The sequence below is a fragment of the Burkholderia sp. Bmkn7 genome, assembly GCF_041103175.1.
GTDB classification, from domain to species: Bacteria; Pseudomonadota; Gammaproteobacteria; order Burkholderiales; family Burkholderiaceae; genus Burkholderia; species Burkholderia cepacia.
In genome coordinates this window covers 1,450,853-1,463,593 of sequence record NZ_JBGCUH010000003.1, presented here as the reverse complement: position 1 = coordinate 1,463,593, position 12,741 = coordinate 1,450,853, and the positions used below count along the sequence as shown (strand labels likewise).

At 66.4% G+C, this 12,741-nt stretch carries 11 protein-coding genes; all 11 read right to left on the bottom strand.

The window, feature by feature from the left end:
* Positions 1-8 precede the first annotated feature (8 nt).
* The 11 genes from AB3K92_RS28410 to AB3K92_RS28360 all read right to left on the bottom strand — a co-directional run bounded on the left by AB3K92_RS28410 (position 9) and on the right by AB3K92_RS28360 (position 12,734).
* Complete coding sequence (locus AB3K92_RS28410) at positions 9-803, bottom strand: ABC transporter substrate-binding protein (RefSeq protein WP_048024404.1); 795 nt, start codon at positions 801-803, stop codon at positions 9-11.
* Positions 804-1,165: 362 nt separating this feature from the next.
* A complete protein-coding gene (astE, locus tag AB3K92_RS28405; protein ID WP_369466858.1) occupies positions 1,166-2,209 on the bottom strand; it encodes a succinylglutamate desuccinylase in 1,044 nt (347 codons plus the stop codon).
* A 7-nt stretch (positions 2,210-2,216) separates the two neighbouring features.
* Complete coding sequence (gene astB, locus AB3K92_RS28400; protein WP_021163198.1) at positions 2,217-3,557, bottom strand: N-succinylarginine dihydrolase; 1,341 nt, start codon at positions 3,555-3,557, stop codon at positions 2,217-2,219.
* 14 nt (positions 3,558-3,571) lie between these two features.
* Positions 3,572-5,035 carry a succinylglutamate-semialdehyde dehydrogenase gene (gene astD, locus AB3K92_RS28395; protein WP_021163197.1) on the bottom strand — a complete coding sequence of 488 codons (1,464 nt, stop codon included), beginning with the start codon at positions 5,033-5,035 and terminating at the stop codon, positions 3,572-3,574.
* A gap of 7 nt (positions 5,036-5,042) precedes the next feature.
* Entirely contained in the window at positions 5,043-6,077 is a 1,035-nt protein-coding gene (gene astA, locus AB3K92_RS28390; protein WP_048024400.1) for an arginine N-succinyltransferase, read from the bottom strand.
* Complete coding sequence (aruF, locus tag AB3K92_RS28385; protein ID WP_059498074.1) at positions 6,074-7,126, bottom strand: arginine/ornithine succinyltransferase subunit alpha; 1,053 nt, start codon at positions 7,124-7,126, stop codon at positions 6,074-6,076. The genes astA and aruF overlap by 4 nt, the downstream gene beginning before the upstream one ends.
* Positions 7,127-7,156: 30 nt before the next feature.
* Positions 7,157-8,389: an aspartate aminotransferase family protein gene (locus AB3K92_RS28380; protein ID WP_369466294.1), complete on the bottom strand. Its 1,233-nt coding sequence runs from the start codon at positions 8,387-8,389 to the stop codon at positions 7,157-7,159.
* Positions 8,390-9,450: 1,061 nt separating this feature from the next.
* A complete protein-coding gene (locus AB3K92_RS28375) occupies positions 9,451-10,491 on the bottom strand; it encodes a GlxA family transcriptional regulator (protein WP_027787973.1) in 1,041 nt (346 codons plus the stop codon).
* A 22-nt stretch (positions 10,492-10,513) separates the two neighbouring features.
* Positions 10,514-11,314, bottom strand: coding sequence for an ABC transporter ATP-binding protein (locus tag AB3K92_RS28370; protein ID WP_021163192.1), 801 nt, complete (start codon positions 11,312-11,314; stop codon positions 10,514-10,516).
* 20 nt (positions 11,315-11,334) lie between these two features.
* Entirely contained in the window at positions 11,335-12,048 is a 714-nt protein-coding gene (locus AB3K92_RS28365) for an ABC transporter permease (protein ID WP_011351456.1), read from the bottom strand.
* Positions 12,045-12,734 carry an ABC transporter permease gene (locus tag AB3K92_RS28360; protein ID WP_021163190.1) on the bottom strand — a complete coding sequence of 230 codons (690 nt, stop codon included), beginning with the start codon at positions 12,732-12,734 and terminating at the stop codon, positions 12,045-12,047. The genes AB3K92_RS28365 and AB3K92_RS28360 overlap by 4 nt, the downstream gene beginning before the upstream one ends.
* Positions 12,735-12,741 lie beyond the last annotated feature (7 nt).

Below are 12,741 nucleotides of genomic sequence, written 5' to 3'. Positions count from 1 at the left end.
CGCAACGCTTACTTGAGCGTCACGGGCACGCTGAAGTACTTCTTCGCGAGGTTGTCGATCGTGCCGTCGGCCTTCAGGTCCTTCAGCGCCTGATCGAGCGCGGTCTTCAGCGCCGCGTCGTTCTTGCGCAGGCCGAAACCGACGCCCGAGCCGAGGATCTCGGCGTCGCTCACGGTGCCGCCCGCGAACGCGAAGCCCTGGCCTTGCGGCTTCGCCAGGAAGCCCTTCGAACCGGCTTCCGCGTCCTGGAACGTCGCATCGAGACGGCCGGACTTCAGGTCGGCGTAGGCTAGGTCCTGCGTCTGGTACGGCACGACCTCGACACCTGCCGGCGCCCACTTCTTCTTCGCGTACGCTTCCTGGATCGTGCCCTGCAGCACGCCGACGCGCTTGCCCTTCAGCGATTGCGGGGTCGGCAGCAGGCCGCTGCCCTGCTTCGCGATCAGCTGGTTCGGAATCGTGTAGATCGGATCGGTGAACGCGATCGCATGCTTGCGCTGGTCGGTGATCGTCATGTCCGAGTTGATCGCGTCGAACTTGCGCGCCTGCAGCGCCGGGATCAGGCCGTCGAAGTCATTCTCGACCCACACGCACTTCGTCTTCAGCTTCGCGCACACCGCGTTGCCGATGTCGATGTCGAAGCCGGTCAGCTTGCCGTCGGGCGTCTTGTATTCGAACGGTGCGTACGAGGCCTCGACGCCGAACCGGATCTCCTTCAGATCCGCGGCAACCGCACTGCCTGCCGCCACCGCCGATGCCGCCACCACCGCATGCGCGGCCACTTTACGCCAATCCAACTTCATCAGGTGCTCTCCTCGATACTCGAATGTTCCGGAACTACGGGCGCTTGCATCATTGCAGGGTCGGATGACCACGACAATCGCGATGCCACGCCGTGATGCGGCGCAACAGCCGCAAGGCCGCGATTGTACCAATCCGCGCGGCCCGATATGGCAAAGCGGGCGACGTCGCGCGATGCTGCGCTGCGCGCGCGGCGCCGGTCAGGCGATCCGCCGAACTTGCAAAACGGTGTCGCAAATACGCAAGCCGGGGGGCGTGCCGTCGGCCCCGGCATGCGGGCGACGACGGGATACCGACGGGTTGCGGGTCAGGCACGGGCCGTGCCGTCGCGGCAGCGCAATCGGCAGCCGGTCGGGACATGCGCTCAAACGAGCGCCGCGATCGTCTCGCGCGTCGTGTCGACGACGAGCAGGCCCGCGCGCAGGCCCGGCTTCACGGTCGGGTTCGGAAACACGATCCGTTCCTCGTCGTGCGTCACCGTGTAGCGGTAGTCGCCGTCCTGCGCGAGCACCGTGCCGCGTGCAAACGCGGTGAAGTTCGCGACGTCGGCCGCGACGAACAGCTCGAGCGCATCGCTCTGCTTCGTGATCTGGTCGATCACCGTGAACACGCGCGGCAGCGGCGGATGATCGCGCTGCGCGACCGCATCTCCCCCCGCGCCCGACACGAGCTTGCGCACCGCGCGGTCGGCCGGTGCGAAGCGCGTCAGGTCGTTCTGGCCGAACGGGCGCACCTTGCCGAGTTCCAGCGTGCACGCGAGCGCGCCGCAGTGCTCGGCCGTGAAATGCGAATACGTATTGCCCTTCGCGGTATGCAGCAGCACGGCCGCGATGCGCGCGTCGCCGAGCCATTCGAACATCGTGCGCGTCGGCGGCGTGCCCGTGTGCGGCAGCAGTGCGAACTGCTCGAACACCGACGCGCGGATCGCCGTGTGCATGTCGATGTGCCAGCGCGCGGCGCCGGCCGGCGCGTCCGCGAAGAACGCGGCGGCGGCCGCTTCCAGCTGCGCGGCGCGCGGAGCTTCGCGGCTGGCGGGCACCTGCGCATGACGGCCGCTGAACAAGCGGTTCAGGTCGTCGTCGAGATAACGCTCGCCGGCACGCATCGCCGGCACGTTGCCAAGCACGACGAGCAGCCGGCACGCGAGCGGCAGCGCGCCCGATGCGAGATCGCGCACGAGCATCGACAGCAGCTCGATCGGCGCCGTCTCGTCGCCGTGCACGCCGGCCGACACGAGCACGCTCGGGCGCGCCGCGCCGGCGGCCGCGGCCGGTTCGAGCGCGAGCAGACCGTCGCCGCGCCATGACCAACGCACGGCGCCGGCCGCGCAGGTGCCGTCCGTCACGGACGGCGCGCTACCGGCCAGCGTGAATGCGAGGAAGTCGTCGAGCAGCACGTTGGCCGGCATCCGTGCCTCAGCGCTGGAAGTCATACAGCGAACCGACGCGCAGGATCTGCGTGAGCTCGTCGAGCGCCGTGCGCGATTCGTCGAGCAGCGCCGGATCGGCGAGGTCTTCCGGTGCGAGGCGATCGCGATAGTGCCGGTCGATCCACGTGTCGAGCGACGTGAACAGCGTGTCGTTGATCCACACGTTCGACGTGACGGCCGCGCGTTCCGCGTCGTTGAGCACGACACGCAGTCGCAGGCACGCCGGGCCGCCGCCGTTCTTCATGCTTTCGCGCAGGTCGAACACGAGCACGTCGTGAATCGGGCCGTTGCCGGCCGCGAGTTCGTCGAGATAAGCCGCGACGTTCCCGTTCTCGCGGCATTCCTGCGGCACGACGAGCACTTGCGAGCCGTCCGCGCGCGACAGCAGCTGGCTGTTGAACAGATACGACGTGACCGCGTCGTTTACGCTCACGGCCGCCTCGGGCACCTCGATCACGTTCAGGCGCGCGCCGCGTGCGTCGAGCGCGGCGGTCAGCGTGTCGTAGATCGCCTGCTTGTTGACGAACGCGCGCTCGTGCGTGAACAGCGTGTCGCGGTTGCCGACCGAGATCACGTCGTTGTGGAACACGCCCGCGTCGATCACGTCCGGGTCCTGCTGCGCATACACCGTCGCTTCTTCGGCGAGCCCGTGGCGATGCGCGACCGCGCGGCTCGCCTCGAAGGTCTGGCGTGCCGGGAAGCGCTTCGGCTCGGGGCCGCGGCGGTATTCCGCGCGGCCGTACACGAAGAACTCGATGCCCGGCTTGCCGTATTCGGCACAGAAGCGCGTGTGGTTCGCCGCGCCTTCGTCGCCGAGTGCCGGCGTGCCGGTCAGCGCTTCGTGCACCGCGAAGTGCGCGGGATCGGCGAACAGCGTCGACAGCGTGCGGCGCGTCGCTTCGTGTTCGATCGCGCGGTGCAGCTTGCTGCAGAGGTTCGCCGGCGTGAAGTGCACGCGGCCGTCGCTCGTGTCGGCCGACGGGCTGACGGTGGCCGCGTTCGCGGTCCACATCGCCGATGCCGAGCTCGCGGCGGCGAGCAGTTCGGGCGCCTGCTTCGCGGCTTTCGCGATCACGTCCGCGTCCTTGCCCGAGAAGCCGAGCTCGCGCAACAGGCGCAGCGACGGCCGCTCCTGCGGCGGCAGCACGCCTTGCGCGAAGCCGAGATCCGCGAGCTGCTTCATCTTGCGCAGCCCCTGCTTCGCGGCGGCCTTCGGGTTCGCGGCCGACTTCTCGTTGTTGAGCGACGCCACGTTGCCGAACGACAGGCCGGCGTAGTTGTGGGTCGGGCCGACGAGCCCGTCGAAATTGGCTTCTTGTGCGTTCATCGTCGTTCCCTCGATCAGAAGTGCAGGCCCGGCGACAGGCTCGCGGGCAAAGTCAGTTGCGTGCTTTCCACCGACGCCATCGGATACGCGCAATAGTCGGCCGCGTAGTACGCGCTCGGGCGATGGTTGCCCGAGCGGCCGGTGCCGCCGAACGGTGCGGCGGACGATGCGCCGTTGGTCGGACGGTTCCAGTTGACGATCCCCGCACGGATCGTGCGGCGGAAGTGGTCCCATGCGTTCGCGTCGTCGGCGAGCAGGCCGGCGGACAGGCCGAATGCCGTGTCGTTCGCGCGCTCGATCGCTTCGTCGAACGTCGCGTAGCGGACGATCTGCGCGAGCGGGCCGAAGTGTTCTTCGTCGGGCAGGTTCGCCACGCCCGTCACGTCGACGATCGCCGCGTTCACGAAGCCCAGGCGCGGATCGCGCTGCGTCATCGCGATGATCGGCTTCGCGCCCTGCTCGATCAGGCGCGACTGCGCGTCGACGAGCTTTGCGGCCGCGCGCGCCGAGATCACCGCGCCCATGAACGGCTGCGGATCGGCGTCGAACACGTCGGCCGTGATCTTCGACGTGACGTCGGCGAAACGCGCGAGGAAGCGGTCGCCGAACGCGCCCTGCGGCACGAAGATGCGGCGTGCGCACGTGCAGCGCTGGCCGGCCGACAGGAACGCCGACTGGATCGTGTGATGGACGGCCGCGTCGATGTCCTCGACTTCGCCGATCACGAGCGGATTGTTGCCGCCCATCTCGAGCGCGAGCACGATCTCCGGACGGCCGCCGAACTGCCGGTGCAGCAGCGTGCCGGTGTCCGAGCTGCCGGTGAAGAACAGCCCGTCGATCTGCCGGTGATTCGCGAGCGCGATGCCCGTGTCCTTCTCGCCCTGCACGAGGTTCAGCACACCGGCCGGCAGCCCGGCTTCCTGCCACACCTCGACCGTCGCGCGCGCGACGCCCGGCGCGAGCTCCGACGGCTTGAACACGACCGCATTGCCGGCGATCAGCGCGGGCACGATATGGCCGTTCGGCAAGTGGCCGGGGAAGTTGTACGGGCCGAACACCGCGACGACACCGTGCGGGCGGTGACGCAGCACCGCGACGCCGTCGGCCATGTCCTGGCGCTTTTCGCCGGTGCGTTCCTGGTAGGCCTGGATCGAAATGCCGACCTTCGCGGCCATCGACGCGACTTCGGTGCGCGCTTCCCACAGCGGCTTGCCCGTCTCGCGGCCGATCGCGGTCGCGATCGCTTCCTTGCGTTCGTTGAGCAATGCGGCGAAGCGCTTGACGATCGCGCAGCGCGATTCGAAGTCGAGTGCCGACCAGCCGGCGAATGCGCGACGCGCGCTCGCGACCGCACGGTCGACGTCGGCCGCCGACGCGCTTTCGCCCTGCCATGCGATCTCGTCGGTGCCCGGGTTGCGCGAAGCGAACACGGGGCCCGAGCCTGCGACCCAGGCGCCGTCGATGAAGAGTTCCGTCATGATTCGTTTATCCCTGTTTGACTTTGAGCGGCAGCACGCGGACCGGATCGCCGGCCTTCACGTCGAGCGCGGCGGCATCGTCGGCCGACAGCACGAACGAGCCGTTCGCGACCACGCCCGGCGCGACGCCGACGCGGAAATCGGCGAGCGACGTGTTCGACACGAGTGACGTCGGCGGATGGTCGCCCTGCGCGTCGGGCACGCCGATCGCGACCGGCACGACGACGCTCTCGCGCACCGTGCGCAGGTCGTTCACGTGGCATTCGAGCACCGGGCCCGCGTCGAAGATGTCGACGTGGTTCTGGTAGCGCAGCCCTTCCGCCTCGAGCATCTTGCGGGCCGGCAGCGTGTCGCGGTGCGTGAGGCCGACCGCGTCCTGCGCGTCCTGCGGCAGCAGGTCGACGTACACCGGATAGCGCGGCATCAGTTCCGCGAGGAACGACTTGCGGCCGTGCGAGCTCAGGTAGTCGGCCGCGTTGAAATCGATCTGGTAGAAGTGCGAACCGACGGCGCGCCAGAACGGCGACGTGCCGTCTTCGTCGAAGTGGCCGCGCAGTTCCGCGCAGATGCGTTCCGGGAAGCGTTCGCGGAACTGCGCGATGAACATGAAGCGCGAGCGCGACAGCAGGCCGCCCACGCCGCCCGTGCGATAACGCGGGCTCAGGAACAGCGAGCACACTTCCGCGTAGCCGGTCAGGTCGTGCGAGATGTTCAGCGCGTGCATGCGCGTCCACACGCCGAGCTCCTGGCTCGCGTGCACGACCGTGCTCACGCGGTAGTTGTAGAACGGCTGTTCGAGGCCGACCTGCGACTCGATCCCGCATACGCCCGCGATGTCGCCCGTCTTCGATTCTTCCATCACGAAGAAGTAGCCGGCCTCGCCGGGCGCTGCCTCGCCCTCGAGCGTGCGGCGCGTGCGCTCGATGCGCGCGGCGAGCGCGTCGCGGTCGGGCTTGAACGTGGTCAGGCCCGGCCCGGTTTCCTTCGCGAGCGACACGAGCGCGTCGACGTCGCCCGTTTGTACGACCCGAACGACGATCATGCTGCGTCTCCCTTCAAATCTTCATCGTCGCGGCGGTGCAGTGGCACGCAGCGCACGACATCGCCATCCTTCACATCGAGCGCCGCGCGCACGTCGCCGGCGAGCGGTGCGTCAGCCGCATCGCCCGGCAGGTCGGCCAGCACGCAGCGGAACGATTCGCCGCTGCCCGTCGACACCATGTAAGCGACGTCGCCCTGCTGGTGCGCGGCCTCGCGCACGACGCGCTCCGTGCCGTGCTTCACGCACGCGGTGCGGTCGACCTGCGCGGTGAGCACCGGGCCCGCGTCGAAGATGTCGACGAAGCGGTCGGGCTCGAAGCCTTCCTCGAGATGGATGTCGTAGGCGAGCAGCGCCGATTCGTTCGGCTCGCCGAGCACGCGCTGCGCGGCTTCCGGCAGCAGCGGCACGTAGAGCGGATACGCCGGCATCACTTCCGCGATGAAGGTGCGGCTGCGGCCGCCCGACGCGATGTCGACGTCGGTGAAGTTGCGGCCGAAGAACTTGCGGCCCACCGCTTCCCAGAACGGCGACGCGCCCGTGTCGTCGCTCACGCCGAGCAGCAGCGTGAACACTTCCGGCGTGAAGCGGCGGCGGTTCGCGGCGATGTACATCATCCGGGCGCGCGAGATCAGGTGCGCGGCCGCGTCGCCGCGCAGCGACGGATCGACGTAGAAGCCCGCGAGCCGGCTCTTGCCGGTCAGCTCGTGCGACATCGTGAGCGCGTGGATCTTGCGGTTCACGTGCAGCTCGCGCGACGCGTGGATCAGGGCGTCGTTGCGGAACGCGTAGAACGGTTCCGAGTAACCGGCCGCGGCCACGATGCTCGCCGTGCCGAGCAGCTTGCCCGTCGACGAATCCTCGAGCACGAAGAGATAGAACTCCTCGCCGGCGAAGTCGACGTCCGCGCGAAACGAATCCTCCGAGAGCGCCACGCGCGCTTCGAGCGCCGCGCGGTCGTGCGGCAGCGAGTGCAGGACCGGTTGCGCGGTGCGCGCCATGTGCGCGAGCGCATCGAGATCCGTGAGTTTGCCGGGGCGAACAAATAGCATCGTCGTTCCTGTCTGCGATGGGTGCGCCGATCAGCGCGCGGTGGCTTCCTGGGCGGCGAGCACTTGTTCGACGGCCTTCTCGAAGCGCTTGACGCCTTCGTCGAGCAGGTCGAACGGGATCACCAGCGACGGGACGAAGCGCAGCACGTTCGGGCCGGCGATCAGCATGATCAGGCCGTTTTCTGCCGCCGCGGTGACGAAGTCCTTCGCGCGGCCATCGAATGCGGCGGTGAGTTCCGCGCCGACGAGCAGGCCCTTGCCGCGCACGTCCTTGAAGATGCCGAAGCGTGCGTTGATGCGCTCGAGCGCGCCTTTCAGGCGCACGCTGCGTTCGCGCACGCCTTCGAGCAGTGCCGGGTCGCCGATCAGTTCGACGACCTTGTCGGCGATCGCCGATGCGAGCGGGTTGCCGCCGTACGTCGTGCCGTGCACGCCGACCTTGAAGTGCGCGGCCAGTTCGTTGGTCGTCAGCATCGCGCCGATCGGGAAGCCGTTGCCGAGCGCCTTGGCGGTCGTGAGGATGTCCGGCGTGACGTCCGTGTCCATGTACGCGTAGAACTGGCCCGTGCGGCCGACGCCCGTTTGCACTTCGTCGAAGATCAGCAGTGCGTCGTTCGCGTCACAGGCTTCGCGCAGTGCCTTCAGGAATGCCGGATCGGCCGGGATCACGCCGCCTTCGCCTTGCACGGGCTCGACGATCACTGCGCAGGTTTGCGGGCCGATCGCGGCTTTCGCGGCTTCGATGTCGTTGTACGGCAGGTGCGTGATGCCGGCCGGCACGGGGCCGAAGCCTTCCGAGTACTTCGGCTGGCCGCCGACACTGACCGTGAAGAACGTGCGGCCGTGGAACGACTGCACGAACGAGATGATTTCCGCCTTGTCGGCGCCGTGGCGGTCGAACGCGACGCGGCGTGCGAGTTTCAGGGCGCCTTCGTTCGCTTCCGCGCCCGAGTTCGCGAAGAACGCGCGGTCGGCGAAGGTCAGCGATTCGAGGCGCTTTGCGAGGCGCAGCACCGGCTCGTTCGTGTAGCCGTTGCCGATGTGCCAGAGCTTGCGGCTTTGTTCGTCCAGGACTTTCAGCAGTTCCGGGTGGCCGTGGCCGAGCGACGTCACCGCGATGCCGCACGCGAAATCGATGTACTCGCGGCCGGCCGTGTCCCACACGCGGGAGCCCTCTGCGCGATCCGGCACGAACGGCGCGGGAGAAAATACCGGCACCATCACTTCGTCGAATGTCTGGCGGGTCACGGTCGAGGTCGTCATGGTCGTTCCTTTCGGTTTCGTAAGAGGGTTCAACAGGATCAAGTTTAGGTAAGGGTGACGCAAGCGTCTTGCGGAATTGCGACGGGTTCTATCGGAAGCGGATAGTGCGCTTTATTTTGCCCTCTCTCCGGGCGGGTGGTTTCGTGGAAGCGTCGCTCTGGTTTTGCGGCTTGGGGGGCGTGTGCTTGCCTTTGTCGTCGTGAAGCACCTGTGATCGTGAAGCACCTGTGATCTTGTCGGTCTATTAGCGTCGCCCCTGCGCGGGGCGGCGGTCACTTTTCTTTGTCTTGCCAAAGAAAAGTAACCAAAAGAAAGGCGCCCGGAAAACGCATGACTTCCCGGTGCCGTGGTCCCCGGAGTGGACACCGCCTAAGTGTCCGCGCCAGTCAGGAACACGGAGTGGTTCGAGCAATGGTTCTGACACCACGCCCTACCCAACAGAGCGGTATACCACCCGCCAGCTCCGCCCTCGCTTCGCTCGGCCGACAGGTACACCCCCTCCAGTAGCGCAAAAGGTCAATCCTCCCGGCAATCGCGCGCGCAAGTACCCCGAATTCAGCAAATCAAGGACACACGCGTTCGCAGGAAAAAGGGACGCAGCAATCAATCACGAAAACACACGGCCACGGTCGTTATCAAACAAGTACTGATGACAAGCAGTCCGACAGGTACGAATGGTGTGAGTAAAGAGTATCGATTTGCTGATCAGCGCTGGCAAAAGCAGCAAGCGCATGAAACGCGACGGGAGGTACCTTGCAGCCGAGCGAAGCGAGGATGGAGCTGGCGGGCGGTATACCGCTCTGTTGGGTAGGGAGTGGCGTCAGAACCATTGCTCGAACCACTCCGGTCTCCTGACTGGCGCGGACACTTAGGTGCGAACCACTCTGACGACCACGGCACCGGGAAGTCATGCGTTTTCCGGGCGCCTTTCTTTTGGTTACTTTTCTTTGGCAAGACAAAGAAAAGTGACCGCCGCCCCGCGCAGGGGCGACGCTAATAGACCGACAAGATCACAGGTGCTTCACGACGACAAAGGCAAGCACACCGCAAAAAACCTGAAATCAATCCTTCCCGCGCTCGACGAGCGCCCCACCCCGCGGTTCACTGCCCCCGCCGGTCTGCTTCTCGAGCCACGCTCGCCGATCCTCCCGAGGCGTGACCCCGAACCTTTCGCGGTACGCGTTGGAAAAGTGCGCAGCGGAAGAAAACCCACAGGCAAGGCTAACCTGCACAACCGACTTGCTGGTCCGCTGCAACTGAGTCCGGGCCTTGAGCAACCGGAGGTTGAGGTAATACTTCGAGGGCATCGCCCCGAGATACTGTCGAAAGAGCCGCTCGAGCTGCCGGCGTGAAACGCCGACGAGTTCGGCGATCTCGTCGGTCGTCAACGGATCCTCGACATTGGCTTCCATGAGCAGCAACGCGTCGTTCAACCGAGGATGCCGCTCGCCCGGCGCAGTCACAAAAGGAATCCGCTGCCGCTCTTCGCCGCTCCGCAAAGTCCCGACCCCGAGTGCATCGGCAATCCGCTCCGCGAGGTCCGCCCCATGTTCCCGGCCAATCATGGCCAGCATGAAATCCACGGTAGCCTGCCCACCCGCGCACGTCGCGCGGTCCCGGTCGATCTCGAAGATCTGCTGCGTGACGATCGACCGCTCGAACTGTTCGGCGAACTGCTGATACGTCTCCCAGTTCACGCTCACCCGGTACCCGGAAAGCTGCCCGGCCATCGCCAGCCACCACACGCCATGATGAATTCCGGTCACGAGCGGCGTGCGCTGCCCGACCCGCGCGAGACTCGCGAGAAACAACCGATAGTCGGCAAACTGCTGAAACCGCTCCGACACGACGATGACCCAGTCGCACGCGATCGCATCGTTAAACGCCGCGTCGGCATGCCACTGCGCACCGCCGGCAAGCGGCACCGGCCGCCCGTCCCACGAACACACCTGCCAGCGATACAGCAGCCGCCCGTCGATCTCGTTCGCGAGGTTCAGCGCATCGACGATCGGACCCACGCCCGACATCGACACGGGCGGCAATGCAACGATCGCCACCTGCATCGTGCGGGTGGCGCCTGCGGGACGAGACACCGGTACCACGTATGAAACCCGCCCTGTCGCGTTACTTGAGACTGCCCGACAGGAACTGCTTCAGCCGCTCGCTCTGCGGGCGTACCAGCACTTCCTTCGGATCGCCCTCTTCCTCGGTCCGCCCCTGATGCAGGAACATCACGTGATTCGACACGTTGCGCGCGAAACCCATCTCGTGCGTGACGACGATCATCGTGCGGCCTTCCTCGGCGAGCTTCTGCATCACCTTCAGCACTTCGCCCACCAGTTCCGGGTCCAGCGCCGACGTCGGCTCGTCGAACAGCATCACGTCCGGATGCATCGCCAGCGCACGCGCAATCGCCACGCGCTGCTGCTGGCCACCGGAAAGATGCGACGGATACTGCTTCTCGACGCGCGGCGGCAAACCGACCTTCTCCAGGTACTCGCGCGCGCGCTCCTCGGCTTCCTTCTTCGAAATGCCGAGCACGTGCACCGGCGCTTCCATCACGTTCTCGAGCACGTTCATGTGCGCCCAGAGGTTGAAGTGCTGGAACACCATCGCGAGCTTCGTGCGGATGCGCTGAAGCTGCTTGTGATCGGCGACTTCGAGCGCACCGGCGCGGTCGGTCTTCGTGCGCACGGTCTCGCCGTCGACGACGATCTGCCCCGCATTCGGCCGCTCGAGAAAATTGATGCAGCGCAGGAACGTGCTCTTGCCCGAGCCGCTCGCGCCGATGATGCTGATGACGTCGCCGGCCTTCGCGTTCAGCGATACGCCCTTGAGCACCTCGTTGTCGCCGTAGCGCTTGTGAATGTCGACCGCGGCAAGCTTGGTGGAAGCGGACGCGCTCGTTTGAGTGATCTCGGCCAACTGGCTCTCCTCGAAGTGAATCAATGACGGGCGGCCGCGAGATACGCGAGCCAGTGGCGCTCCGCGCGGCGAAACGCCGCGACGAGTGCGAACGATACCGCAAGATAGATCAGCGCGGCGATTCCGAACGACTGGAACGCCATGTAGGTCGCGGAATTCGCATCGCGTGCGACCTTCAGGATGTCCGGCACGGTCGCCGTGAACGCGACGGTGGTCGCGTGCAGCATCAGGATCACCTCGTTGCTGTACAGCGGCAGCGCGCGGCGCAGCGCCGACGGCAGGATCACGCGGCGGTACATCGTGAACGGCGACATCCCGTATGCCCGCGCCGCCTCGACCTCGCCGTGCGGAATCGCGCGGATCGCACCCGCGAAGATCTCGGTCGTGTACGCGCAGGTGTTCAGCGCGAACGCGAGAATCGCGCAGTTGAAGCCGCTGCGGAAGAACGCGTCGAGCAGCGAGTGCGAACGCACGAACTCGAGGCTGTACATGCCCGTGTACAGCAGCAGCAACTGCACGTAGAGCGGCGTGCCGCGGAACACGTACGTGTAGAACCGCACCGGCGTCGACACCCACTTGTTCTTCGACACGCGCGCGACCGCGAGCGGCACCGCGCACACGAAGCCGAGCGAAATCGACGCGACGAGCAGCCACAGCGTCACCGCGAGGCCGGAGAGGCGCTGGCCGTCCCAGTAAAGGAACGCCTGGCCGAATTCCTGGAGGATCTCGATCATAGTTCTGCGTGCCGCACGCCCATGGAATAACGCTTCTCGAGCTGGATCAGCACGAGGTTGGAAACGGTCGTGATCGCGAGATAGATCAGCGCCGCGACGAGGATGAAGAAGAACATGTTGAACGTGCTCTTGCCGGCGTCCTGCGCGGCCTTCACGACGTCCGCGAGACCGATGATCGATACCAGCGCGGTGGCCTTCACGAGCACCTGCCAGTTGTTGCCGATGCCCGGCAGCGCAAAACGCATCATCTGCGGAAACATGATCCGCACGAACACGCGCATCCCGCTCATCCCGTAAGCCGCACCGGCTTCGAGCTGGCCGCGCGGCACCGACAGGAACGCGCCGCGGAACGTCTCGGTGAAGTACGCGCCATAGATGAAGCCGAGCGTGAGCACGCCGGCCACGAACGGGTCGATGTCGATCTGGTCCCAGCCGACGAAGTCGGTGAACTGGTTCAGCCAGATCTGGATACTGTAGAACAGCAGCAGCATCAGGACGAGATCGGGCACCGAGCGGATCAGCGTCGTATAACCGGTCGCGATCGCTCGCAGCACCCGGTTGTGCGACAGCTTCGCCACCGCGCCGATCAGCCCCAGCGCCACCGCAGTGGCGAGCGACAGCACCGACAGCTCGATGGTCTGCACGGTGCCGGCCCAGAGGACAGGACCAAAGCCGTAAAGGAACACGCGCGTC